The sequence below is a fragment of the Actinomycetospora soli genome (genome assembly GCF_021026295.1).
Classification (GTDB): Bacteria; Actinomycetota; Actinomycetes; order Mycobacteriales; family Pseudonocardiaceae; genus Actinomycetospora; species Actinomycetospora soli.
Window position 1 is genome coordinate 237,971 of the sequence record NZ_JAJNDA010000007.1, and the last position, 24,649, is coordinate 262,619.

23 protein-coding genes are annotated in these 24,649 nt (G+C 76.2%); 11 read left to right on the top strand and 12 right to left on the bottom strand.

Annotated elements, in window-relative coordinates:
- Nucleotides 1-134: 134 nt before the first annotated feature.
- Both LN037_RS14070 and LN037_RS14075 read left to right on the top strand, forming a co-directional pair.
- Complete coding sequence (locus LN037_RS14070) at nt 135-1,232, top strand: ferredoxin reductase (RefSeq protein WP_230753513.1); 1,098 nt, start codon at nt 135-137, stop codon at nt 1,230-1,232.
- A 14-nt stretch (nt 1,233-1,246) separates the two neighbouring features.
- The gene (locus tag LN037_RS14075; protein WP_230753516.1) at nt 1,247-2,440 is read left to right on the top strand and encodes a fatty acid desaturase family protein; all 1,194 of its coding nucleotides are present in this window, start codon (nt 1,247-1,249) and stop codon (nt 2,438-2,440) included.
- Between the two features lie 266 nt (nt 2,441-2,706).
- Here the strand turns inward: LN037_RS14075 and LN037_RS33580 are convergent, their stop codons facing one another.
- Complete coding sequence (locus tag LN037_RS33580) at nt 2,707-3,135, bottom strand: ACT domain-containing protein (protein ID WP_230753519.1); 429 nt, start codon at nt 3,133-3,135, stop codon at nt 2,707-2,709.
- A gap of 144 nt (nt 3,136-3,279) precedes the next feature.
- Here LN037_RS33580 and LN037_RS14085 point away from each other — a divergent pair, with 144 nt between their 5' ends.
- Complete coding sequence (locus LN037_RS14085) at nt 3,280-3,513, top strand: DUF397 domain-containing protein (protein ID WP_230753522.1); 234 nt, start codon at nt 3,280-3,282, stop codon at nt 3,511-3,513.
- 7 nt (nt 3,514-3,520) lie between these two features.
- Here LN037_RS14085 and LN037_RS14090 read toward each other — a convergent pair whose 3' ends face one another.
- Genes LN037_RS14090 through LN037_RS14115 form a run of 6 tightly spaced genes read right to left on the bottom strand, consistent with a single transcriptional unit; the run spans nt 3,521 to nt 10,814 of the window.
- Nucleotides 3,521-5,020, bottom strand: a complete 1,500-nt coding sequence (locus LN037_RS14090) for a sodium:solute symporter (protein WP_230753525.1) — start codon at nt 5,018-5,020, stop codon at nt 3,521-3,523.
- Between the two features lie 8 nt (nt 5,021-5,028).
- The gene (locus tag LN037_RS14095) at nt 5,029-6,030 is read right to left on the bottom strand and encodes an SIS domain-containing protein (protein ID WP_230753528.1); all 1,002 of its coding nucleotides are present in this window, start codon (nt 6,028-6,030) and stop codon (nt 5,029-5,031) included.
- Nucleotides 6,027-7,142, bottom strand: a complete 1,116-nt coding sequence (nagA, locus tag LN037_RS14100; protein WP_230753531.1) for an N-acetylglucosamine-6-phosphate deacetylase — start codon at nt 7,140-7,142, stop codon at nt 6,027-6,029. Before nagA ends, LN037_RS14095 begins: the two co-directional genes overlap by 4 nt.
- Nucleotides 7,139-8,257: an anhydro-N-acetylmuramic acid kinase gene (locus LN037_RS14105; protein ID WP_230753532.1), complete on the bottom strand. Its 1,119-nt coding sequence runs from the start codon at nt 8,255-8,257 to the stop codon at nt 7,139-7,141. The genes nagA and LN037_RS14105 overlap by 4 nt, the downstream gene beginning before the upstream one ends.
- A gap of 11 nt (nt 8,258-8,268) precedes the next feature.
- Entirely contained in the window at nt 8,269-10,086 is a 1,818-nt protein-coding gene (locus tag LN037_RS14110; RefSeq protein ID WP_230753534.1) for an N-acetylmuramic acid 6-phosphate etherase, read from the bottom strand.
- Nucleotides 10,083-10,814, bottom strand: coding sequence for a GntR family transcriptional regulator (locus LN037_RS14115; protein WP_230753535.1), 732 nt, complete (start codon nt 10,812-10,814; stop codon nt 10,083-10,085). The genes LN037_RS14110 and LN037_RS14115 overlap by 4 nt, the downstream gene beginning before the upstream one ends.
- Nucleotides 10,815-10,911: 97 nt before the next feature.
- Between LN037_RS14115 and LN037_RS14120 the strand changes: the two genes are divergently transcribed.
- On the top strand, nt 10,912-11,475 hold the full coding sequence (locus LN037_RS14120; protein ID WP_230753537.1) for an MOSC domain-containing protein: 564 nt from the start codon (nt 10,912-10,914) through the stop codon (nt 11,473-11,475).
- Nucleotides 11,476-11,601: 126 nt separating this feature from the next.
- Complete coding sequence (locus tag LN037_RS14125) at nt 11,602-12,252, top strand: dihydrofolate reductase family protein (RefSeq protein ID WP_230753539.1); 651 nt, start codon at nt 11,602-11,604, stop codon at nt 12,250-12,252.
- On the opposite strand, the gene LN037_RS14130 is transcribed toward LN037_RS14125, so the two are convergent.
- Entirely contained in the window at nt 12,206-12,991 is a 786-nt protein-coding gene (locus LN037_RS14130; protein WP_230753541.1) for a transporter substrate-binding domain-containing protein, read from the bottom strand. The genes LN037_RS14125 and LN037_RS14130 overlap by 47 nt on opposite strands.
- 84 nt (nt 12,992-13,075) lie before the next feature.
- Here LN037_RS14130 and LN037_RS14135 point away from each other — a divergent pair, with 84 nt between their 5' ends.
- Genes LN037_RS14135 through LN037_RS14145 form a run of 3 tightly spaced genes read left to right on the top strand, consistent with a single transcriptional unit; the run spans nt 13,076 to nt 17,033 of the window.
- Nucleotides 13,076-13,954 (top strand): ABC transporter ATP-binding protein, encoded by an 879-nt coding sequence (locus LN037_RS14135; RefSeq protein WP_308286147.1) that lies wholly within the window; start codon nt 13,076-13,078, stop codon nt 13,952-13,954.
- Nucleotides 13,951-14,937 (top strand): iron-siderophore ABC transporter substrate-binding protein, encoded by a 987-nt coding sequence (locus LN037_RS14140; protein ID WP_230753543.1) that lies wholly within the window; start codon nt 13,951-13,953, stop codon nt 14,935-14,937. The genes LN037_RS14135 and LN037_RS14140 overlap by 4 nt, the downstream gene beginning before the upstream one ends.
- Before the next feature lie 5 nt (nt 14,938-14,942).
- Entirely contained in the window at nt 14,943-17,033 is a 2,091-nt protein-coding gene (locus tag LN037_RS14145; protein WP_230753546.1) for an iron ABC transporter permease, read from the top strand.
- 7 nt (nt 17,034-17,040) lie between these two features.
- Here the strand turns inward: LN037_RS14145 and LN037_RS14150 are convergent, their stop codons facing one another.
- From LN037_RS14150 to LN037_RS14165, 4 genes are all read right to left on the bottom strand, one after another.
- Nucleotides 17,041-17,469 carry a hypothetical protein gene (locus LN037_RS14150; protein WP_230753549.1) on the bottom strand — a complete coding sequence of 143 codons (429 nt, stop codon included), beginning with the start codon at nt 17,467-17,469 and terminating at the stop codon, nt 17,041-17,043.
- Nucleotides 17,470-17,488: 19 nt separating this feature from the next.
- Nucleotides 17,489-19,546, bottom strand: coding sequence for an Rv1355c family protein (locus LN037_RS14155; protein WP_230753551.1), 2,058 nt, complete (start codon nt 19,544-19,546; stop codon nt 17,489-17,491).
- Nucleotides 19,543-20,211 carry a hypothetical protein gene (locus LN037_RS33585; RefSeq protein WP_230753554.1) on the bottom strand — a complete coding sequence of 223 codons (669 nt, stop codon included), beginning with the start codon at nt 20,209-20,211 and terminating at the stop codon, nt 19,543-19,545. The genes LN037_RS14155 and LN037_RS33585 overlap by 4 nt, the downstream gene beginning before the upstream one ends.
- Before the next feature lie 224 nt (nt 20,212-20,435).
- Nucleotides 20,436-21,143: an IclR family transcriptional regulator gene (locus LN037_RS14165; RefSeq protein WP_230753556.1), complete on the bottom strand. Its 708-nt coding sequence runs from the start codon at nt 21,141-21,143 to the stop codon at nt 20,436-20,438.
- A gap of 83 nt (nt 21,144-21,226) precedes the next feature.
- Between LN037_RS14165 and LN037_RS14170 the strand changes: the two genes are divergently transcribed.
- The 3 genes from LN037_RS14170 to LN037_RS14180 all read left to right on the top strand — a co-directional run bounded on the left by LN037_RS14170 (nt 21,227) and on the right by LN037_RS14180 (nt 24,619).
- Complete coding sequence (locus tag LN037_RS14170; protein ID WP_230753558.1) at nt 21,227-22,321, top strand: mandelate racemase/muconate lactonizing enzyme family protein; 1,095 nt, start codon at nt 21,227-21,229, stop codon at nt 22,319-22,321.
- Nucleotides 22,318-23,514 carry an iron-containing alcohol dehydrogenase family protein gene (locus LN037_RS14175; RefSeq protein WP_230753560.1) on the top strand — a complete coding sequence of 399 codons (1,197 nt, stop codon included), beginning with the start codon at nt 22,318-22,320 and terminating at the stop codon, nt 23,512-23,514. The genes LN037_RS14170 and LN037_RS14175 overlap by 4 nt, the downstream gene beginning before the upstream one ends.
- Nucleotides 23,515-23,608: 94 nt before the next feature.
- Complete coding sequence (locus tag LN037_RS14180; RefSeq protein WP_230753562.1) at nt 23,609-24,619, top strand: flavin reductase family protein; 1,011 nt, start codon at nt 23,609-23,611, stop codon at nt 24,617-24,619.
- The last annotated feature ends 30 nt before the right edge of the window (nt 24,620-24,649 follow it).

The window sequence follows — 24,649 nt, forward strand, 5'->3', positions numbered from 1 at the left end:
GGGCGGGCGCGTGAGCGGGCGCACACCGGCGACTGTGAGCCGGATCGTGCGGTCGATCCGGTACCGTGGGTAGCGGTTACCGGCGGTCTCCGGTACTCCTGGTACCTAGAAGTTCACCAGCAGAGGAGACCACCGTGACGGCCGCACTCTCACCACGCGTCCGGCGCCTGCGTGACCTGGCGACCCGCCTCACCACGCCGCTGCTCCCGGACGACTACCTGACCCTCGTCAACCCGCTGTGGTCCGCCCGTGAGCTGCGGGGCCGGATCGTCAGCGTCACCCCCGAGGCCGAGGACGCGGCGACGATCGTCGTCGAGCCCGGCTGGGGCTGGGACTTCCCGCACGCCGCCGGCCAGTACATCGGCATCGGCGTGCAGATCAACGGGCGCTTCGTGTGGCGCTCGTACTCGCTGACCACGCCGCCCTCGCGCGACGGCAAGCGCCTCGTGATCACCGTCCGCGCCATGCCGGACGGGTTCGCCTCGCAGCACCTCGTCTCGGGCGTCGCGCCGGGCACGATCGTCCGCCTGGCCCCGCCCGCGGGCGAGTTCGTCCTGCCCGACCCGCTGCCCGGGAAGGTCCTCTTCCTGACGGCGGGCTCCGGCATCACCCCGGTCATGGCGATGCTGCGCTCGCTCGACCGGCGGGCCGACGCCGCCGAGGATCTCGTGCTCGTGCACTCGGCCCCCGACGCCGGGCGGGCCCTGTTCGCCGACGAGCTCGACCTGCTCGCCCGCCGCCACCCGACGTGGCGGATCGTGCAGCGGCACACGCGCACCGAGGGCCACCTGACGCTGCCCGCCGGGCTCGACGAGGTCGTGCCCGACTGGCGCGAGCGGCAGACCTGGGCCTGCGGCCCCGCCGAGATGCTCGACGCCGCCGAGAAGGCGTTCGCCGACGCGGGCGTCGGCGAGGCGCTGCACCTCGAGCGGTTCGCCGCGTCGTTCTCCGGCAGCGCCGAGGGCGGCACGATCACCTTCGCCCGGTCCGGGCGCACCGTCGAGACCGACGGCGCCACCACCGTGCTGCAGGCCGGCGAGCAGGCCGGCGTGCCGATGCCGTTCGGCTGCCGCATGGGCATCTGCCACACCTGCGTCGCCCCGCTGCGCTCCGGTGCCGTCCGCGACCTGCGTGACGGCAGCGAGCACCGCGTGGCCGACACCGACCAGTCCACCCGCACCGTCCAGACCTGCGTCACCGCTCCGTCCGGTGACTGCACCGTCGACCTGTAAGAGAGGAGCCAGGGATGGCCATCTCCGACATCAAGGAATTCGCGCACCTGACCGAGGCCGACGTCGAGGCCCTCGGCGAGGAGTTCGACCAGATCCGTCGCGACGTCGAGGCGACGCGCGGTGCGGCCGACGAGGAGTACATCCGGTCGATCATCAGGACCCAGCGCCGCATCGAGATCGCGGGCCGGGCGGCGCTGTTCGGCAGCGTCGTGCCGCCGCTCTGGATGGCGGGCGCCGCCCTGCTGGGCGTGGCCAAGATTCTCGAGAACATGGAGATCGGCCACAACGTCATGCACGGCCAGTGGGACTGGATGAACGACCCCGAGATCCACTCGGCCACGTGGGAGTGGGACAACACCTGCCCCGCGGAGCAGTGGAAGCACTCGCACAACTACCTGCACCACACGTACACGAACGTCATCGGCAAGGACAAGGACGTCGGGTACGAGATCCTGCGGGTCACCTCGGACCAGAAGTGGCACCCGATCAACATCGGGCAGCCGGTGTTCAACACCCTGCTCATGCTGCTGTTCCAGCACGGGGTCGCCATTCACGACCTCGACATCGAGGGCCTGCTCCGCCGGGACATCCAGGACCCGGAGGAGTTCAAGGCCAAGCTCGAGCAGGTCGGGCGCAAGATGCGCAAGCAGATGGGCAAGGACTACATCCTCTTCCCGCTGCTGACCGGGCCGCAGTTCATCACGACGCTGACCGCGAACATGGCGGCCAACCTCATCCGCAACGTGTGGTCCTACGCGATCATCTTCTGCGGGCACTTCCCCGACGGCGCCGAGGTGTTCACCGAGGAGCAGCTCGAGAACGAGACGCAGGGCGAGTGGTACCTACGCCAGCTCCTCGGGTCGGCGAACTTCACCGGCAACCGCCTGATGCACGTCATGTCCGGCTCGCTCGGCTACCAGATCGAGCACCACCTGTTCCCGGACCTGCCGTCCAACCGCTACCCGGAGATCGCGGAGCGGGTGAAGGCGATCTGCGAGAAGTACGACCTGCCCTACAACATCGGGCCCTTCCCGAAGCAGTTCTGGAAGTCGATCCGCACCATCTGGCGGCTCGCCCTCCCGAACCGCAAGGCCGCGGAGGAGCAGGCTGCACACGAGTCGGAGGGGCTGCGCCGCGAGAACGCGACCAGCACCCCGTCCGCCGAGGCGGACGCGCGGCGCGCGGCGACGGAGCCGGTGGCCGCCTAGGGGCTCCCGGATCCGAGCGGACGGCACTCTCGCGCGCCCTCGAGGCGGCGGGGGTGCCGTTCGTGCGTTCCGGGCGGCGCCGTCAGCCCGCCACGAGGGTGGCTCGCAGCGGCCTACCGTGGACCCGTGACGAGCGTCGAGGACGTCGACGTGCCCGGGGCGCGGCTGCACCGGCGCACCCGACGGACGCGCTGTCGGCCCGCTGAGCAGGACGGTCCCGGCACGACGCGCCTGCTCGGTGGGGGACCACGACGCGACGTGCGGGGTCAGTCGTCCCGGTCGCCCGCCTCGGCGGGTCGACCCGCGGGGCCACGCAGCGACCGCAGCGCCGCGAGCGCCCGGTCGCGCTCGTGGGCCGGGACGAGCAGGTGGTCGTGGTGGACGCCCGCGAGGACGTTGCAGCTGATCCCGGCGTCGGCGAGGACGCGGGAGAACGCCGCCGTGAGGCCGACCGCCTCCAGTGACGAGTGGACCGTCAGCGTCAGCCAGGCCGCGACGAACCCGTACGGCACGCCCAGCGCGTCGGCGTCGGGGCGGGGGAGGACGAGCGTGACGCCCTCCTCCTCGACCACCACGGCGTGCGCCCGGGCCGTGGCCGGGTGGCCGGCGGCGACCGTGGCGTAGACGAACTCCCCGTCCCGCACGACCGCGTCGAGCGAGGCGAGCATCCGCGCGAGGTCCGTCGAACCGGTCACCCCCACAGCCTGCCGCCCGCTGTCCCCCGACGAGCGGGCGTTCGCGCACGATCTGCTCACCCGACTCCGCCGGGCGACGGAACGCGGGGCCCGATCAGGGGAAGCCCCGTCAGACCGACCCGATCGCGTACCCTTGTTACGTTCATGTTTCCGACACGGCCGGAGTGGTCAGCAGTGAACGCGCAGGGACAGCGGTGGCAGTCGAGCACCTTCTCGAGCGGCGGCCCGGGCCGCGTGGAGTGGCGGTTCGACGGCGGGCAGGTGCAGCTGCGTCACGGCGGGCACAGCGAGCAGGGCACTCTCACGCTGAGCCGGTCCGAGTGGCAGGCGTTCGTCGCCGCGGCCAAGGCCGGCCAGGCCGGGTCGATCGCCTACTGAGCCCCGCTCACGCCGACACGGCGGGCTCCGGCTCGCCGGTCGGCGCCGGCTCGCGGCGCGGCCGCACGAGCGAGATCAGGCCCCCGACGACGAGCGTGATCACCACCCCGAGCGGCACGAACCAGGGGAACGCCAGGGGCGAGCCGTCGATCGAGATCCCGAGCGCCGCCCAGCCGACCCCCACCAGCGTCGCGACGAACGCCACGAACGCGGCCACGCCGTCGGCCCGGCGCACGATCAGCCCGAGCAGGAACGCCCCGAGCAGCGCGCCGTAGGTGTACGACGCGATCGAGAGGCCCAGCTCGACCACCGGGTTCTCGGTGGTGGTGAACAGCGACGCGAACCCCACCATCACCAGCGCCCACACGCCGGTCATCCACCGCGCGACCCGCAGCATCGTCTGCTCGCCCGGGCGCCAGTTGCCCCACGACTGCACCAGGTCGGCCAGCGTCGAGGTCGACAGCGAGTTCAGCGCGCTGGACAACGACCCCATCGTCGCGGCGAGGATGCCGGCCACGAGCAGCCCGGACAGACCCATCGGCAGGTCCCGCAGGATGAACTCGCCGAACACCTGGTCGCTGGTCAGCCCCAGCGAGGCGAGCGGCGCACCCCCGTTGCGGGCCCACAGCAGCGCCCCGACCAGGGAGAACAGCGCGAACTGCACGCCGATCGCGACGGCCGAGCCGATCATCGCCTTCCGCCCGTCGGACAGCGACCGGCAGGAAAGCACCCGCTGCGCGATGAGCTGGTCGGATCCGTGCGAGCCCATCGTCAGCAGCGCGCCACCCACGATCGCGGTGACGAACGCGTAGGGGCTCGTCAGGATCGGCTTGGAGAAGTCGAACACCGTGAACTTGCCGGCGTCCCACGCGGCGGCCCAGCCGCCCGCCCCGACCTGCAGCGAGAGCACCACCACGCAGATCACGGCGCCCACGAGGTAGAGCCCCATCTGCAGGAAGTCGGTCCAGACGACGGCCTTGATGCCGCCGACGTAGGTGTAGGCCACGGTCACCGCGGTGATCGCGAGGACGATGACGAAGTAGTTGACGTCGAGCCCGAACTCGGCGAGCAGCAGCTTGATCGGGATGGCGCCGGCGAAGAGCCGCACCCCCTCGGCCAGCAGCCGCGTGACCAGGAACGTCAACGACGCGAGGCCCTGCGTGTGCCGGCCGAAGCGTTCGCCGAGGTACTGGTAGGCCGACACGAACCCGCCGCGGAAGTACAGCGGCAGCAGCACGAAGGACACGAGGATGCGGCCGACGAGGTACCCGACGGCGAGCTCGACGTAGGAGAACGACCCGCCGTAGGCCACGCCCGGCACGCTGATCACGGTGAGGGTGGAGGTCTCGGTGGCGACGATCGAGAACATGACCGCCCACCACGGCAGCGACCGCTCGCCGGTGAAGTAGTCGGTGGCCGAGCGCTGCCGCCCGGAGAGCTTCAGCCCGATCACCGCGATCGCCACGAGGTAGGCGACGATGACGGCCAGGTTGACGACGTCGTGCATCCCGGCTCCTACTCGGTTTCCGTGATCTTGTGCAGCCCGCCGGGGGCGTCCACGTCCACCCCGCGCGCGAGCGCGAGGCGCCATGCGAGCTTCTGGGCGGGGACGACGGCGACGATCGGGGAGACGAGGCCCGGCAGCGGGCCGGGCAGGTCGGGCCCGGTCACGACGACGGGTGCGCCGCGCTCGCGGAGCTCCGCGCGCAGGTCGAGGACCGACGCGCTCGCGGCCTCGTCGGGTGCGACGAGCAGGACCGGGGTCGCGGGGCCGACCGCGCCGATGGGGCCGTGGCGTAGGTCGGCGGGGGAGAAGGGCGTGACCAGCGACCCGGTCAGCTCGGTCAGCTTGAGCGCGGCCTCGTGCGCGGTCGCGAGGTTGACCCCGCGCCCGACGGTGACCCCGCGCCACGACGCCCCGAACACTTCGACGGCCTCGTCGACGTCGACCCCCAGCGCCCGCTCGACGAGGTCCGGGACGCGGTCGAGGTCCGCGAGCAGGGCCTCAGCGGCGGGCTCGGGGGCGAGGCCGGCGGCGAGGACGGCGACGGCGGCCAGCGAGGCGGTGTAGGTGCCGGTCGCGGCGACCGAGCGCTCCTCGCCGACGTGCAGCGGCAGGATCAGGTCGGCCTGCGCGGCGAGGTCGGACGCGGGGTCGTTCGTGACGGCGAGGGTGGGCGCGCCGCGCTCGCGGGCGTCGCGGAGCACCGCGACGATGTCCGGGGAGCGGCCGGACTGCGAGATCCCGACGACGAGCCGGCGCCAGACGGTGGGCGCGGCCCCGTACGCGGTGAGCAGGCTCGGCGTCGCGAGCGTGACCTCCCGCTCCGCGACCAGCGGGACGAGGTAGCGGGCGTAGCGCGCCGCGTTGTCCGAGCTGCCCCGGGCGGCGATGACGACCCCGCAGGTCGCGGCGGCCAGCTCGCGCACGGCGGCGGCCGCGGCGGCACCCGTCGTCAGGAAGGAGCGCAGGGCGGCGGGCTGGGCGTGGAGCTCGGACTCGAGCCGGGACGTCACCGGTCCACCTCCTCGCCGCCGAGCAGCACCCGCGTGACGGCGAGCGCGTCGTCGAGCACGGTCACGTCGGCGACCCCGCCCGGGCGCAGCACCCCGAGGTCGGGGTGCGGGCGGTGGGCCGGGCCGACGAGCCGGGCGGGCGTCGCGGTGGCGGCGACGAGGGCGTCGACGAGGCCGAGCCCGGCAGTGACCGCGACCCGCACGCACCCCGCGAGGGTGGCGGCGCTGCCGGCGAGGGTGCCGTCGGGGTTGCGGACGGCGCCGTCGGCGAGGGTGACCTCGACGTCGCCCAGGCGGAACGTGCCGTCCGGCATGCCCGCGGCGGCCGTCGCGTCGGTGATCAGCGCCCAGCGGCCGCGGGCGGCGCCGGCGGTGACACGGAGGACGTCCGGGTCGAGGTGGTGGCCGTCGGCGATGAGCGTGACCACGGCGGCCGGGTGGGCGAGGGCGGCCACGGCGAGCCCGGGGGCGCGGTGGTCGAAGCCGGACATCGCGTTGAACAGGTGCGTCGCACCCGCGATCCCGGCGTCGAACCCGGCGCGGGCCTCGGCGGCCGAGGCGTCGCTGTGCCCGGCCATCACGGTGACCCCCGCCCGCAGCGCGACGGCGAGGACGGCATGGGCGCCGTCGAGCTCCGGGGCGATCGTCGTGAGGGCCACCAAGCCCGCCGTCAGGAACGCGCCGAACGCCGCGGGGGCGGGCGGGCGCAGGAACGACGGCGGGTGCGTGCCGGGTCGCTTCGGGGACAGGAAGGGGCCCTCGACGTGGGCGCCGAGCAGGCGGGCCCCGCCCGGCGCCGGGCGGGCGGCGTCGAGGACGCGCAGGGCGGTCGTCGTGGTGTCGGGCGCCGCGGTGATGACGGTCGGGGCGACCGCCGTGACCCCGTCGCGGGCCAGCGCCGCGCGGAACGCGTGCACCTCGTCGGCGTCGGTGACGGCGGTCAGGTCGACACCCGCGTAGCCGTTGCACTGGACGTCCACGAGTCCGGGCACCGCGATCGCGCCACCGGCGGCCGGCGGGAGCCCGACGGCGTCGATCCGCCCGTCGACCACGGCCACGTCACCGGGGTGCAGCACGCCGCCCACGAGCGCCGCGGACACGCCGAGCCTCACGACCGCACCTCCAGGGCGTGGACGGCCGCGACCGGCTCGGGCAGCCGCAGCGGACGGTGGCCGCTGCTGAGGCGGCCCAGGACGCGCGGGGTGGCCGACCCGGTGGCGCCGGGGAGCACCCCGGGCACGCCGTGCCAGGTGAGGGCGCCGAGCAGGGCGGTCAGGACGGCCTCCTTCGCGTCGGACGGCAGGCCGCGCTCCTCGGCGGCCACGAGCGGGACCGGGTCGAGGGCCGCGGCGAGCGCGGCGCGCAGGACCGGGTTCGCCATGCCGCCACCCGCGCCGACGACCTCGACGGCCCCGTGCGCGCGGCAGGCGTCGGCGACGGTGCGGGCGGTCAGCGCGACGAGGGTGGCCGCGAGGTCGGCGGCCGCGATCCCCGGCGCGGCGTGCGCGACCGCGGCGTCCAGGGCGGCCGCGGTGAACAGCTCGCGCCCGGTCGTCTTCGGCGGCGGCGCGGCGTAGTACGGCTCGGCGAGCAGGTGGTCGAGCAGCGCGGCGTGCACGGTCCCGGCCGCCGCGAGGGCCCCGTCCACGTCGTACGCGGTCCCGGTCGCCCGGTGTGCGACGACGTCGAGCCAGCAGTTGGCGGGCCCCGTGTCGAAGGCGGTGGTCCCCGCCGGCGCGACGACGGTGACGTTCGCGATCCCGCCGAGGTTCAGCGCGATGCGGGTCTCCGGGCCGGCCAGCCAGAGGGCGTCGAGCGTGCTCGCCAGCGGGGCGCCGTGCCCGCCGGCCGCGATGTCGGTCGAGCGCAGGTCGCTGACCACCGGCACGCCCGTCGCCTCCGCGATCCACGCGGGCTGACCGAGCTGGAGGCCGCCGGTCGCCCGGCCGTCCTCGATGCCGTGGAAGACGGTCTGGCCGAGCCAGGCGACGAGGTCGGCGTCGTGCCCGCGAGCGGCCGCCGCGGCCGCCCGCCCGACCTCGTGGTCGAGCGCCGCGATCTCGCCGACCGTCGTCGTCGCGGGCGGCAGCACGGCGAGCAGGCGTTCCTGCAGGCCCTCCGGCCACCCGACGGCCCCGTGGTGGCGCACGGCGAGCGTCGTCGTCGGGCCGACCTCGACCTCGCACACCGCGACGTCCAGGCCGTCCGCCGACGTCCCCGACAGCATCCCCACGACGATCACCGGCCCACGGCCCCTCGGACCGAGCCCGCCGTCGTCAGCCGCTCGCGCGCCGCGGCGGAGTCCACCCCGGCGAGCAGGGACACGACCGCGGCGGCGACGTCGTCGCCCGCGGCCCGCAGCGCGGCGCGGGCCGCGTCCTCGTCCACCCCGGCGGCGTCGCGCACGATCCGCTCGGCGCGGCGGCGCAGCTTCGCGTTCGTCACGCGCACGCCGACCATCCACGGCCCGTAGGTCGCGCCGGACCGGACCATGGCCGCCGTCGTCAGCGTGTTCAGGGCGATCTTCTGCGCCGTCCCGGCAGCCAGGCGGGTCGAGCCCGCCAGCACCTCCGGGCCGGTGACCAGCTCGATCGCGACGTCTGCCAGCGCCGCTATCGGGCTCCCGGCCGTGTTCACGACGGCGACCGTGGTCGCCCCGAGCGCGCGGGCCGCGGTCAGCGCGCCGAGCACGTACGGCGTCCGGCCCGAGGCGGCGACGCCCACGACGACGTCGTCGGGCCCGACCAGGGCGTCCTCGACGTCCGCGCGCCCCGCCGCGTCGTCGTCCTCCGCGCCCTCGACGGCCGCGTCCGCCGCGTCCCGGCCGCCCGCGAGCAGGGCGATCGCGCGGGACGGGTCGAGCCCGAAGGTCGGCGGCAGCTCCGCGGCGTCCTGCATCGCGAGGCGTCCGGACGTCCCGGCGCCGGTGTAGACCAGTCGCCCGCCCCGCCGGAACGCCGCGCCGAGGAGGTCGGCGGCGTGGGCGAGGTGCGCCGTGGTCGCGGCGACCGCACCGGGGGCAGCGGACTGCCCGTCGACCAGGCGCGCGACGAGGTCGTGGGTGGGCAGCGCGTCGAGCTGCTCGGACCCGGGCCGGACACCCTCGGTGGGGAGGCGGTCGGTGTCGGCGGCGGGGCCCGTCCCGGGGTCCCGTTCCCGACGACGGGTCACGGCCGGTTCGTGCGCGGTGGTCGCGTCCGCGGCGAGGGCGACCAGGCCGTCGAGCGCGTCGCCGCGGGGCTCGTGCAGGGGCAGGCCGGCGGCGCGCACCCGGTCGGCGAGCGGCCCGGCGAGCCCGCCGACGAGGGCCACCCCCGGTGCCGGCCATGCGTCACTGCCGGCACCGGACGCCAGGGGAGCCACATCGTCGGCAGGGCCGGCCGCCGCCGCCCGCGCCGTCGCCACGAGGTCCGCCACCGCCGCGTCCACGATCCGCCCCGCCACGGCGTCACCCGCGTCGGCCGCCTCCAGCACGGCCGGCGCGAACGCGGCGAGCTCGGCGGGCGTGCCGGGCCGCGCGGCGAGCACGTCGCGCGCCGGGCCCGCCAGCGTCGTCGCGGGCCCCGACCCCTCGAGGGCGCGCAGGGCCGCGCGCAGGCCCTGCTGCCCGATCGTCGCGCCGCCGCCGGCGTCGCCGAGGAGCAGCCCGTGCCCGTCGACGCGGCGCACCGTCCCGGCGTCGTCGACCCCGAGCGCCACCGCCCCCGTCCCGACCGCCAGCACCACGCCCGCCCCGTGCGCGCCGAACGCGCCCGCGTGCCAGGCGACGACGTCGGACGTCACGGCGACGGCGTCCGGGTCGTGACCGTCCCAGCCGGCGGTCAGGGCCTCGGCCAGCTCGACCGCCGCCGCGGGCCGCGTCAGCGCCCCGGGCACGCCCACGGCCAGCGTCCAGGGCGGCGCCGGCGGCGTGCCCACGGCCCCACGCAGCACCGCGGCCACCCCGGTGGCGCCGCCGGGGTCGCCGAGACCGGCGCCCGTCGTCGTCGGGAAGCGCCGATCGCCGACCGCGACGCGGGCCCCCGAGCGACCCAGGTCGACCGCGACCACCGTCATCGGGGATCCGTGGAGATCATGACGGCGGCCGGGACCGTGGCGTCGCCGGGCGGGATGATGTCCATCTCGATGAGGTACCGGTCGCCGCGCGCGAACGACTCGACCCGCTCGATCACCTCGCCGCGGTGGTCCCGCGACGTCCGGACGAACTGCAGCGCGGCCGAGCCGGCGGGCACCCCGAGCAGCTCCGCGTCCCGCGCCGCGAGCACCACGGGCGCCACCGACTGCGTCCCGGAGCGGATCCGGCGGTCGAAGCGCTCGGCGAGGATCTCGTAGTAGGAGGACGGGCCGTCGAGGTCGTCGCCGGTGAGGCCGGGGACGCGGGCGGCCGGGACGTGCAGGGTCTCGAGGGTCATGGGCTCGCCGTCCGCGAGCCGGACGCGGCAGACCCGCAGCACCGGTTCCCCGCCGGGCATCTCCAGCCGGGCGGCGAGGTCGGTGTCGGCGATGACGGTGTCCCACCACAGCAGGCGCGACGACGGCTCCAGGCCGCGGCGGCGCATGTCGTCGCCGAAGGAGGTGGCCATGAGCGGCTGCGCGACGGCTGGGCGGCGCACGAACGTGCCCGCGCCGTGGCGCCGCTCGACGATGCGGCGGGCCATGAGCTCCTCGAGCGCCTTGCGCACGGTCGCCCGGGAGACCCCGAACCGGGTGGACAGCTCCCGCTCACCTGGGAGCATGGCGCCCGGACCGAGTTCGGCGCACAGCGCGGCGACCTTGGCGCCCACTTCCGTCGATCGTGTCACCGGCACGGGAGAGGTATAGACCTCTGATCCGTGTGAATCAAGAGGTCCGTACCTTTCGCGGCGCGGCAGAATCGGTGCCGTGGAGATCGTCCGGCTCGTCGTGTCGCGGGAGCACGCGTACCTCGGTCGCCCCTCCGACGGCCCGGCCCGGGTGGACACCGTCGAGCCGTCGTCGATCGAGCTCCGGGCCGGCTTCGGCGTGGTGGGCGACCGCTACGCCGGCCGGGCCGCCCACCGCGACGCGGCCCTGACGATCGTCGCCGCGGAGGCGATCGAGTCCGTCGCGGCCGAACTCGGCGTGCCGCCGTTCGACCCGGTGCTCCTGCGTCGCACGGTGGTCACGCGGGGCCTCGACGTCGAGCGGCTCCGCGGCACCGACGTGCTCCTCGACTCCGGCGACGGCCCGGTCCTGCTCGGCGGCCGCCGCCCCGCCGCCCCGTGCGGATGGATGGACGCCGTGCTCGCTCCCGGCGCCCACGCCCTGCTGCGCGGCCGCGCCGGGGTGCGCTTCGCCGTCCTCGGGTCCGGCACCCTGCGCGTCGGGCCGTTGTCGGTCTCCTTCCCGACGACGGCCGGGGGACTGTTCGACGAGGAGGTCCTGCTCGACCCGGCGCGGGCCGCCGTCGGGAGTCGACGGCGCTGACCGGCTCACGAACCGTGTCCGCCGGGAACCGGGCATCGGCGGGTCGAGGTCCTGCCGCGGGCGTCCGATCCCTGCTACGGTCCCGAGTGGTTGCATGATGCAACTCCTCACCTGGGGGAGCCTCGGATGTCGGACACCACCTGCCACATGTCGGTCTCGCTCGACGGGTTCGCCGCCGGGCCCGACCAGGCCCGCGACAACCCGCTCGGGACGCGCGGGGTCGAGGTGCACGGCTGGCACATCGGCGACCCGCGCGCGACGGAGGCCGACGAGACCGCCACCGGGTGGCTCATGCGCCCGCGCGGCGCCTATGTCATGGGGCGGAACATGTTCGGCCCGGTCCGGGGCGAGTGGGACGAGGACTGGCGCGGCTGGTGGGGCGACGAGCCGCCGTACCACGCGCCGGTGTTCGTGCTGACCCACCACGCGCACGCGCCGATCGAGATGGCGGGCGGGACGACGTTCCACTTCGTCACCGACGGGTTCGACGCCGCCTACGCGCAGGCGTGCGAGGTGGCGGGCGACCGGGGCGTGGACATCGCCGGTGGGGCGTCGACCGTGCAGCAGGCGCTACGGGCGGGCGTGATCGACGAGCTGACGCTCGACATCGCGCCGACGCTGCTGGGATCGGGGGAGCGGCTGTTCGACGGCGTCCCCACGTTCGACTTCGAGCCCGTCGAGGTGCTCCACTCGCCGCTGAGCACGCACATCCGCTACCGCCGCGTCCGACTCACCCCAGCCACGGCTCCGCCGCCCGCGCCCACGTCCCGTCCGTGAGGACGGTGCCGAGCCAGCGGTTCACCGTGTCGACGAACGCCGGGTCGCCCGGCGGGATCAGGTACGCCTTCTGCGAGGAGTCGAACGGGGCCTCGGGGTGCTCGGCGCACAGGACGCCCGGGCGGGCCGCGGCCTGCCACCGCGCCTCGATCGCGTCGGTGATCATCAGGTCGGTCCGGCCGTCGGCGACCGTGTCGTGGATCGTGTTGTTGTCCGGGTAGGGCACGACCGTCGCGGCCCGCAGGCGGCCGCGCACGAAGCGCTCGTTGGTCCCGCCCGGGTTGACGACCACGCGCACGCCGGGCCGGTCGATCTGCGGCAGCGTCGCGTAGCGGCCGAGGTCGGCGCACCGGACGATCGGGGTCTTGCCGTCCTGCAGGTAGGGCACGGTGAACGTCGCCCGCGCCGCCCGGTCGGCGGTGACCGAGATGCCGCCGACGGCGAGGTCGCACCGCCCCGCGGTCACGTCGTCGAGCAGTGTCGACCAGGTCGTCGGCACCATCGTCACCTGCGCGCCGAGCCTCGTGGCGAGGTCACGCGCCATGTCGACGTCGATGCCCGACCACGTGCCGGCCGCGTCGCGGTAGGTCAGCGGGCGGTAGTCGCCGGTGGAGCACACCCGCAGTTGGTGCGTCGCGGCGACGCGGTCGGTCGGGGTGGCGCTCGGGGCGCTGCCCTCCGACGAGCAGCCCGCGAGGACCACGAGCAGGGCCGTCAGGACCAGCACCGTCCGCCGCACGCCCCGGACCCTAACCCGGGTCGGGCGCTCCGGAGATCACGGAAGGCTTGCCACCGCCAGGTGAGGTGAGGCTACCCTTCCCCGGTGCTCGATGCCCTGAACGCGACGTTCGTCCCCGATGCCCGGATCGCGGGCGGGGATCTGGAGCTCGGGTACTGCGAGCGGACCGTCGTGCACGGCGCGGATCTCGCCCTGCGCGCCGGGCGGATCACGGCCCTCGTCGGGCCCAACGGCAGCGGGAAGTCGACGCTGCTCCGCGCGCTCGCCCGGCTGCACCGCCCGACCGCCGGCACGCTGCGGGTCCCCGACGACGGCGGTGCCCCCGTCGACGCCCTGGCGCTCTCGCGGCGCGACTTCGCCCGCCGGGTCACGCTGCTCGCGCAGAGCAGGCCCACGCCCGCGGGCCTGACGGTCGCCGACGTCGTCGGCTTCGGTCGCCACCCCCACCGCGGGCGGCTCCGCGGTGGCGATCCCGACGGGCCCGCCGCCGTGGCCCGGGCGCTGGCGGTCACCGGCCTCGCCGACCTGCCGGACCGGCCCGTCGACGAGCTCTCCGGCGGGCAGCTCCAGCGCGTCTGGCTCGCGTCGTGCCTGGCCCAGGACGCCGGGACGCTGCTGCTCGACGAGCCGACGACCTTCCTCGACCTGCGCTTCCAGGTCGAGATGCTCGACCTCGTCCGCGACCTCGCGGACGGCGTCGGCGGCCACCCGCCGGTCGCCGTCGGGCTGGTCCTGCACGACCTCGACCACGCGGCGGCGGTGGCCGACGAGGTCGTGCTGCTCGCCGACGGCCGGGTGCGCGGGTGCGGTCCGCCCGCCGACGTGCTGACCGCCGACCTGCTCACCGACGTCTACGGCATCCGCGTGGACGTCGACCACGACCCGCGGACCGGAGCGCTGCGCACCCGTCCCGTCGGCCGCCACGCGACCCGCGTGCCGGCCCCCACCGGAGGAACCCCATGACCACCCGTGTCCCGCTCGCCCTCGTCGCGGCCGTGCTCGCCCTGCTCGGGCTCACCGCCTGCGGCACGACCGAGCCGAGCCCCGGGGCGGCCCCCGCGGGACCGCCGGCGGCGGGCAGCCCGATCACGCTGACCGACGCCCGCGGCACGACCGTGACGCTGCCCGCTCCGGCCCGCCGCGTGGTGGCGCTGGAGTGGAACGTCGCCGAGCACGCCGTGACCCTCGGCGTCATGCCGGTGGGGGTCGCGGACGTCGCCGGCTACCAGAAGTGGGCGAGCGTCGCCCCGCTCGACGCCTCGGTCCGCGACGTCGGCGTCCGCGGCGAGCCCAGCGTCGACTCGATCGCCGCCCTGCGACCCGACCTCGTGCTCGCCGCGGACGAGGTGCCCGCCGCCGCGCTCGGGCAGATCCAGGCGTTCGCACCCGTCGTCGTCGTGCCCGGGGGCCGGGCCGGCGACCCGCTGGGCCAGGTGAAGGCGAACACCACGCTGATCGGGCAGGCCCTGGGCAAGGACGCCGCGGCGGCGGAGCAGATCCGGGCGCTCGACGCGACGATCGCCGACGGCCGGGCCCGGCTCGCGGGCCAGGCCGGGCAGCGCTTCGTGTTCGCCGACGGCTACGTCGAGGCCGGCCAGGTGTCGATCCGCCCGTTCACCGACGGCTCGCAGATCGGGGCCGTGACCACCGCCCTCGGCCTCGTGAACGCCTGGACCGAGCCGGGCGACGCGACCTACGGCCTCGCGCAGACCGACGTCGAGGGCCTCACCCGGGTCGGCGACGCCCGCTTCCTCTACATCGTCAACGACGGCGACGGCGGCGACCCGTTCCGCACCGAGCTCGCCGGCAACGCCGTCTGGCGCTCGCTGCCCTTCGTGCAGACCGACCGGGTGGACCGGCTCCCCGACGGCATCTGGGTGTTCGGCGGGCCGGTGTCGCTGCAGCGCTACGTGGGCGCCGCGGTCGGCGCGCTCACCCGGACCTGAGCCCCGTGACCGACCTCGCCGCCCCCGCCCCGCCGATCCCGACCCCGCCGGCCCCCGCCCGTCCGGGGCGGGTGGCGGGCGTGGTCGCCGCGGCGCTCGTCGCCGTGGTCGTCCTCGCGGTGGTGCACCTGCTGCAGGGGACGGCGACGGTCGGGGTCGGCGACCTCGTCGGGGTTCTGGTCGGGTCGGACGACGAGCAGGCGACGGCGGTCCTGCTCGCGTCCCGGGTGCCGCGGCTGCTGGCGGGCCTGCTCGTCGGCGTGGCGCTGGGCGTGGCCGGGGCGGCGCTGCAGTCCCTCGCCCGCAACCCGCTCGCCTCGCCGGACACGCTCGGCGTCGACGCGGGCGCCTGGGTGGCGCTGACGGCGGCATCGGTGCTCGGCCTCGCCCTGCCGACGCCGTTCGTCGGCGGCCTCGCGTTCCTCGGCGGGATCCTCGCCGCGGCCCTGGTGCTGGCGCTGTCCTCCGGGGTGGGGTCGGGGCCGACCCGGCTGGTCCTCGCCGGCTCGGCGATCGCCCTGGCGCTGAAGTCGGTGGCCCTCACCCTGATCCTGCTGTTCGAGGAGGAGACCACCTCCCTCTACGCCTGGGGCAACGGATCGCTCGCCCAGTACGGGCTGTCGGGTCTGGCCTGGATGGGCCCCGTCGTCCTCGTGGGCGCGGGCGGGCTGCTCCTGCTGGGGCAGCGCCTGGACCTGCACGCACTGGGCGACGACGCGGCCGCCGTGCTCGGTCTCGACGTCCGGCGGCTGCGACTGGGCACCGTGCTGCTCGCGGTGCTCCTCTCGGCGGCGGCCGTGACGGTCGCCGGTCCGCTCGGGTTCGTGGGCCTCGCCGCCCCCGCCCTCGTGCGGCTGCTCGTCCCGCTCGTGCCCGGCCTGGGCCGGCACCGCGCGCTGCTGGCGGTCTCGGCCCTGTCCGGGGTCGTCGTCGTGCTCGGGGCCGACGTCCTGGTCCGACTCGCCCTCGGCGCGCAGGTCGGGGGCGTCGAGGTGCCGACCGGCACGGTCACCTCGGTGATCGGCGCCGTGTTCCTCGTGGTGCTCGCGGCGCGCTTCCGCGGGTCGGGTCCGTCCCGGCCCGCGCCCGCCGCCCGGTCCCGTCGCGCGCGCGGCGGCCGGGCCCTCGTCGTGGTGCTCACGGTGGCTCTCGTCGCGACCGTCGGGGCGACGGTCGCGGGCGTGCTGCTGGGTGACGCGAAGCTCCTGCTCGGCGACGTCGTCAACTGGGTCGCCGGCCGCTCCGGGCCGGTGGTCACGTACGTCCTCGACGCCCGCGTCCCCCGGGTGCTCGCGGCCCTGACCGCCGGCGCGGCCCTCGCGGTCGCGGGCACCGTCATCCAGGCGGCCTGCCGCAACCCGCTCGCCGAGCCGGGGATCCTCGGGGTCACCGGCGGCGCGGGGCTCGGCGCCGTCCTCGCCATCACCCTCGTCCCGGCCGTCGGCACCTGGACCCTCACCGGCTCGGCCTTCGCCGGGGCGGGCGTGGCGAGCGTGCTCGTGTTCGGGCTCGCCGCACGCAGCGGGCTGGACTCGGACCGGCTCGTCCTCATCGGCGTCGGGGTGTCCGCCGGCACCGCGGCCGCGACCACGATCGTCATCGTGCTGTCCGACCCCTACGACCTCGGCACGGCGCTGACCTGGCTCTCCGGCTCCACCTACGGCCGCACGCTCCCGCAGGTCGGGCCGGTGCTCGGGGTGCTGCTCCTGGTCGGGCCGCTGCTGTGGGCCGCCCGGCGCCGGCTCGACCTGATCGCCGTGGACGACGACACCCCGCGGATCGTGGGGGTCCGCCTCGAGCGGGCCCGCCCGGTGCTGCTGGGGCTGGCCTGCCTGCTCACGGCGGCGGCGGTGTCGGCGGTCGGGGTGCTCGCGTTCGTCGGGCTCGTGGCCCCGCACGCCGCCCGGGCTCTCGTCGGGGCCCGCCACGCCCGGGCGCTGCCGGTCGCCGCGGTGCTCGGCGCGCTGCTCGTGTCGGTCGCCGACACCCTGGGGCGCACCGTCATCGCCCCCGGGCAGCTGGCGGTCGGGCTGCTCACCGCGCTGGTCGGCGCGCCGTACTTCGTCTGGTTGCTCTGGCGGTCCCGGGCCGCGTGAGCCGGGCTCACGCCGCCGCGAGCACCATGCCCGCCGCGACGAGCCCGCCCGCGGTCCAGGCGACGACGCGGTACCGGTTGGTGCGCACGAGGCGGTCGAGGACCTCGTCGTCGTAGCCGGCGGACAGGCGCTGGTGGCAGGGGACCGAGACGAGCACGGTGACCGCCACGGTCGCCGCCCCGCACACCCCGGCGAGGGCCGCCGCCCAGAACGGCACGCCCTCGGGCCGCCACACGAGCAGCACCGCGGTGGTCACGCCCTGCACCGCCCACGGCGCGGACACCGTCCACGACATGAGCCGGGTGTGGCGGTCGTGCCAGGTGGTGAACGCCGCCCGGTCGATCCCGGCGAACCCGGGGTAGACGAGCACCTGCACCACCCAGACCAGCCCGACGCAGAACCAGACGGCGGCGGCGTGGATCACGAGGAGCGGCACCGCACAGCAGTACCCGCGATCAGCGCGGGAGCGTCACGTGCCCGATCGGACGGCGCCGGGACCGCACCGGTGGGGCGTCGGTGTGCGCGAGGCGCAGCACGAGCGCGACCGACTCCCCGTCGTCCAGCCCGACCGCGGCGCGGAACGTGCGCCGCAGCCGGGCGAGGTCGTCGGCGTAGGGCTCGGAGAGCTCGCGCAGGTCGTCCGGGTCGACGGCGTAGAGGAACACCGGCGACGTCGGGTGCACCGCGAGGCCGTGCTCCTGCGCCGCGACCCAGACCGCCTCGACCGCCTGCCCGCCGCGCACGAAGTCCGCGGGCCGGACGCCGTCGACGGTGACCACCGCGAGCGCCGAGCTCGACGCGACCCGCCGTCGGGTGTCCTCGGTCAGCGCCTCGCCCGCGTCCCAGTCGGCGAGCGTCCGCATCACCTCGGGGCGGCGCACGATCGCGAGGGTCGCGACGTCGGCGGCCGAGAGCCCGAGGCTCGCGACGTCGATGCCGGTCGGCTCCCCGCGCTCGACCAGCTCCCCGACCATCTCGCGGTGCAGCCGCTCGGTCAGGTAGCGGACGCGGTCGGCCGCGGCGACCGCCTCGCCCACGGCCCGCATCGGCTCACCCGGTTCGAGCAGGTGCAGCCGGCCGCCCTCGGCGTGCGCCGCCTCGTCGAGCGCCAGTCGGGTCGCCACCCCGAGCGGCCGCGGCCGCCCGGTCCCGCGGTCGGTGCCCCGCCCGAGCACGTCGGCCGCCGCGAGCCGCGGATCGGTGCCGGGCGCGAACCGCCGGGTCGCGACCAGGTCGGGCGAGGCACCGTCGGGAAAGAGCGCGACGGGTCCGAGGCACCCCGCGCGGGCCGCGGCGGCCCGGGCGTTGAACAGGGCGGCCCCGAGGGCGACGTGGCTGCCGCGGAAGGCGACGTCCATCGTCGTCGTGCGGGTGCGGTCGAGGTACAGGCGCAGCTCGTCGGGGGTGCGCTCGACGTGCCAGGGCTGGACGTTGCCGCCGGAGGGGGCCCGTCGCACGGCCTCGAGGACGGGGTCCGGGTCGGGCTGCTCGTCGGTGCCCCACGACGCCGGATCGGTGCCGTCGGTGGCCTCCGGGTGCGTCAGGACCTCGTCGAGGTCGACCCGCGACCGTCCCGACGGCAGGTCCAGGCCCAGTCCGATCCGGCGCACCGCGGCGGCCACCGTCGCGGCGCCGAGCACCACGTCGCCGCCGAGCTGCGGCCACGTCGACAGCGTCGTCCCGACCTCCACCATGGACGCCGCCGCCCGCGCGGACACGTGCTCCGCGCCGACGATGCGCAGGACGTAGGGCGCCTTGTCGCGCGGCTCCAGCCCGGCGAGGAGCTCGACCGACAGGTCCCCGGCGAGGCCGTGCACGAGCGGGCGGTCGGGCTCGAGGTCGAACCGCTCGGCGTCGACCAGGCCGCGGTCGCTCGTGGCCATGAGCACGGGCAGGCCCAGGTCCCGGGCGCGCTCGCGGAGCAGGATCTTGACGTCGAGCGAGTCGGCCTCCTCGACGAGGACGTCGAGCCCGTCGAGGAACGCGTCGACGTCGTCGGGGGTGACCCCGTCGGTCCACACCTCGAGGTCGAGGTCGGGATCGAGCTCGGCGATCCGCCGCGCCGCGACCACGGCCTTGTTCTCGCCCACCTCGAACAGGCCGACCGGGATGCGGTTGAGGTTGGAGGTCTCGACGGTGTCGAAGTCGGCGAGCCGCAGCTGCCCGCAGAGCCCCTCCAGCGCCAGGGTGTGGGCGATCGAGTGCCCGACCGAGAGGCCCGCCACCCCGATCCTGAGGCGTCCGAGGCGGGCCTGCTCGGCGTCGGTGATCTTGTTGCGGTTGCGGTCCAGCCGGAGGCGTCGCAACCCCGCCGGGTCGAGCAGGCCCACCACCGCGCGCCGCCAGGGGTAGTGCACCCAGCGCGTGCCGGGCGTGACCGCGGGGCCGCGCAGGGCCGCGAGCTCCGCCGTCTGCGTCGCGCGCAGGTCGACCACGGAGACCGACGGGTCGGCCCGCAGCGCCTCGAGGGCCGGACCGTCGACGGGCTCGGCGCGGATGGCCTCCTCGCTCACGACGCCGCCCGCGGGCGGGGCACGTCGACCCCGAGCAGCTGGGCCACGTCGTCGTCGAACGCCCGGATCTCGGCGTCGGGCACGTCGGGCGCCCAGTGCCAGCGGTCCCAGTAGGCGAGCGAGGTGCGGTAGCGGGCGTCGGGGTACGGGACCGCGGGGACCGTGTCGACCACGGTGGCGCCGGCCGCCCGGAAGAGGCGCATCGTGTGCGCGGCGGTCCCCATCGCCCACCGGGCGCCGAGCACCGCGCCCGCCAGCACCGGGGTGCGCTTCATCGAGGCGATGAGCTCGCGGCGTCCGGCGAAGGACCGCGCCATCCAGAAGCCCTTCGCCTCGACGAGGCCGTCGGGGATCCAGCGCTCGATCACGGCGCGGACCGACGCGGCGCCGCCCCACACCTCGAGCGCCTGGGCGTCCTCGGCGGCGGCGAGCGGACCGTCGGAGCGGATGCCCGCGAGGACCTCGCCCGCGGGGTCGAGCGCGGTGAACACCAGGGAGGTCCGGTCCTCGTCGACCCGGGAGGCCTCGCTCACCCCGTGCTCGGCGTAGAGCCGGTCGAGGCCGTCGAGGTGGGCGGCCCAGAGGCCGGGGTCGCTGCGCGGGGTCGTGACCGCGATCCGGATGTCCGTGCCCGGTACCGCGTAGGCGCGGTCCGTGCGGGTCACCGTCCGGCCGGCACCGTCCCCGATGTTCACCACGACCTCCCCGAGTGGATCTCCTCCGCATCGTGCGCCCGCCCCGCGCGACACAGCACCGCCGTTCGTGCGGACCCGGACGTGGCCGTCGTTTCGCCTGTTCGTCGCCGTTTCGGGGGCCGGACGGCCCAGCCGGGGGAGCGCGGCACGGCCCGTGATCGCGTCGTGCGCCGAGCGGGTGGTGGCCGGGCCGGTCAGGCGCCCAGACGGGCCGACAGGTCGGCCGCCGCCTCCACGGTCGCGCCGACGAGGTCGGGCAGCACCGGGCGGATCCGCCCGACCGGTCCCGACACGTTGATCGCCGCGACCACCCCGCCGTGCACGTCGCGCACCGGGGCGGAGGCGCCCGCCAGCCGCCGGTCCAGTTCGCCGTCGACCACGGCGTGCCCGTCGCCGACGGTGCGGCGGGCGAGCCCGGGGTCGAGGCCGGCCGCGGCCAGCCGCCGCGCGAGGCCCGCCTCGTCCCGGAACGCGAGCAGCACCCGGCCCGCGGAGCTGACCTCGACCGGCACGTCGGAGACGTCGAAGGCGACGCGCGGCGGCGACCCGTCGCCCGCCACGGTGAGCACCGTCGCCACCGCGTCGCCGTGCAGCCGGCACAGGTGGGCCCCGACGCCGAGCCGCGCGGCCAGCACCGTCAGCACCCGCCCCGCCGTCCGGACCAGCCGGGCCTCGGTGGTGCGCCCCGCGAACGCGTAGAGCCGCCAGCCGAGGGCGTAGCGCCGGCTCCGGACGTCGCGCTCGACGAGCCCCTGGTCGGCGAGGGCGGCCAGCGCGCGCGACACCTGGCTCTCGGTGCGCCCGGTCAGCACGGCGAGCCGGGCCACGCCCAGGCCCCCGGCCTGCGCCTCGGGCGCGGCGAGCGCGTCGAGCAGGTCGACGTCGCGGCGCAGCCCCTCCATGCGGGCAGGGTACTTGCGCTCATCGCAAGCCTCGCTTGCCTCGTCGTCCACCCCCGGGTGCACTCCCGGCGGAGGTGGCGCCGGTGAAGATCACCGACATCCGGGTCACGGAGCACGTGCTGGAGCTCGACCCGCCGATGCACGCCGCGTGGGACCCCGACCCGCGGCGGTCGTTCGCCGCGACGCTGGTGCGGGTGGAGACCGACGCCGGGATCGTCGGCGTCGGCTCCGGCGACACGATGGCCGGGTTCGCCCCGCACGTGGGCCACTTCCTCGGCACCGACCCGCTGGCGATGGCCGTCCAGGTCCGCCGGATCGAGTCGGTCGCCTTCCACGGCGGCCGGTTCTGGCCGCTCGAGGCCGCGCTGTGGGACGTCGTCGGGCAGGCGGCGGGCGTGCCGGTGTCGGTGCTGTTCGGCGGGACCGCCGACCGGCTCCCGGTCTACGCGTCGTGGTGCTCGGTGCAGCCCGCGGGGCGGCGCGCCGAGGACGCCGTCGAGCTGGAGTCCCTCGGCTTCCGGGCGGTCAAGGTGCGCGTGGACCCGCGCGACCCCGAGCCGGGGGTCGCCTCGGTCGCCGCGGTCCGGGAGTCGAGCGGGCTGGACGTGCTCGTCGACCTCAACCAGGCCTGGCGGATGGCCGGCGACGTGCGGCCCGCCGTCGAACTCGTGGAGATCCGGCGGCTGGTCCGCCGCCTGGCCGAGTACCGGCCCGGCTGGATCGAGGAGCCGCTGCCCTACGACGACGTCGCCGGCCACCGCCTGCTGCGCGCAGACAACCCGGACCTGCGGATCGCGTCCGGCGAGATGTGCGACAACCGCCCGCAGCTCGAGGCGCTGGTGGAGGCGCTCGACGTCGTGCAGACCGACGTCGTGCTCTCGCTCGGGATGTCCCGCACCCGGGCTCTCGCCGAGTCGCTCGCCGCCCGGCACCGCCGCTTCACCCCGCACACGTGGTCCAACGGCCTCGGCCTGCTCGCGAACCTGCACGTCGCGGCGGGCGTCGGTGCGGGCCCGTACCTGGAGTTCCCCTACGACCCCGCCGGCGGCTGGACCCCGGAGCGACGCGACTTCCTGCTCGCCGGACCCCTGTGGCCCGCCGTCGACGGCACCCTCGCGGTCCCCGGGGCGTCCGGTCTCGGCGCCGTCCTCCACCCCTCGCTCGGGAGCCACCGATGACCACCCCCGTGACCCGGGTGCCCGTCGCCGCCACGTGCGCCTGCCCCGCCGCCACCCCGTTCCTGCACGAACCGGGCCCCGCGGTCGACTCCGGGCCCGGCGCCCTCGCGCGGCTGGGCGACCACGTCCTGGACGTGCACGCCGCGGGGCGGTCCGGCGGCGTCGTCGTGGTGACCGACGCGGGCCTGCGCGCCACCGGGGTCGTCGACGAGGTGCTCGCCGTGCTCGCCGCCGCGCGCCAGCCGACCGTCGTGGTCGACGACGTCCCGGGCAACCCGACCGTCCCCGCCGTCGAGGCCGGGGCCCGGGTGGTCTCCGAGGCGTTCCCGGGCAGCCGGCCCGTGGTCGTCGCGGTCGGGGGTGGGTCGGCGCTCGACGCGGCCAAGGGCATCGCGCGGCTCGCCGCCGACCCGACCGGGCCGGGCCTGCCCCTCGTCGCGGTCCCGACGACGGCGGGCACCGGCGCCGAGACCAACGGCTTCGGCGTGCTCGAGGACCCGGTGCGCCGCTGCAAGGTGTACTGCGGCGACGGCACGACGACGCCGCGGGTCGCGCTGCTCGACCCGCTGCTGACCCACGGCCTGCCGCCCGGCGCCACCGCCGCGACCGGGGTCGATGCGCTGGTCCACGCGCTGGAGTCGCTGGTCAGTCGCGGGCGCAGCCCGGTGTCCGAGGCGTTCGCCGCGGAGGCGCTGAGCCGGGTGTGGCGGTGGCTGCCGGCCGCCCACGCCGACGGCGCCGACCCCGCGGCCCGCGCCGAGATGCTGGTCGGGGCGCACCTCGCCGGCCAGGCGCTCACCCGCTCCGGGCTCGGACTGGTGCACGGCCTCGGGCACGCCCTGACCGCCCACCACGGCGTGGTGCACGGCCGGGCGCTGGCGATGGTCCTGCCGGAGGTGGTGGCCTGGTCGCTCGACGACGCGGGCGCCGGGTACGGCTCCGACGCCGGGGCGTGGGCGCGCGTGACCGCCGTGCTCGGCCTGGCTCACCCCACCGAGCTGCCGGGCGCGCTCGCCCGGTGGACCGACGCGCTCGGGGTCCCGCCCGGCATCGACCGCGCCGCGCTCGGCGTCGGGCCGGCCGAGATCGAGGCCCTCGCGACCACGGCGTCCGCCGATCCGGTGTGTCGCAACGCACCCCGTGCCGCCGACCGGGCGGCCCTCGCCGGCCTGCTCACACGCTCCGCCCACTGACCGGTCGCGGTTTGTGGAGATGCAACAGAACCCGTGAGCCGGTCGTCGTTTCGGCTGTAGAGACTCGGGCAAGGGCCTCCTTACCGTCGAGGGCATGATCGCTGGAATGCTCGCCCGGGCGACGCGCGTGATGTTCACGCCGCTGCTGCCCGACGACTTCCTCGCCGTCGTCAACCCGCTGTGGTCGGCGCGGGTGCCCCGGGCGCGGATCGTCGCGACCCGGCGGGTCGGACCCGCGACCACGGAGCTGACCCTGCGCACCGGCGCCGGCTGGCACGGCCACCGGCCCGGCCAGCACGTCGGTCTGGGGGTCGACCTCGCCGGCCGTCGGCACTGGCGCACCTACTCGATCACCTCGGCCCCCGGTGCCGACCTCCTCACCGTGAGCGTCACCGCCGTGCCGGACGGGTCCGTCTCGACCCACCTGGCCCGGGTGGCCCGCCCCGGCGACGTCGTCGGGCTCGGCCCGGCCGCGGGGGAGTTCACCGCCGACGGTCCCCTGCTCATGGTGTCCGGCGGCAGCGGCATCACGCCGATGCTCGGCCTGCTGCGCGGCGGCGTCGGCGACGACGTGGTGCTCGTCCACTCCGGGCGGGGCGACGTCGTGCACGCCGACGACCTGGCCGCGCTGCCGGCCACCGTGCACCGCCACGACAGCCGAAGCGGGCGGCTGCAGCCCGCCGACCTCGACGTGCTGGTGCCGGACTGGCGGTCCCGCACCCTGCTCGTCTGCGGTCCCGCGAGCATGATCGACGCCTTCTCCGCGGCCGCCGACGACGCGGGCGTGCCGTGCGTCGTCGAGCGCTTCCGCCCGCCGGAGACGGTCGTCGCCGAGGGCGCCACCGGCGGCACCGTCACCTTCACGACGTCGGGTGTGGTCGCGCACGCCGACGCCGTCACCCCGCTGCTGCGCGCCGGCGAGGACGCCGGCGCCCTCCTGCCGAGCGGGTGCCGCATGGGCATCTGCCACACCTGCGTCGGGCGACTCACGTCCGGCGCGGTCCGCAACCTGCACACCGGCGAGCTCGACACCGCGGGCCAGGGCGACGTCATCGTCCGCACCTGCGTCTCGGCCGCCGCCGGCGACTGCGCCGTCGACCTCTGACCCTCCGCTCCCCAGCACCGAGGAGACCTC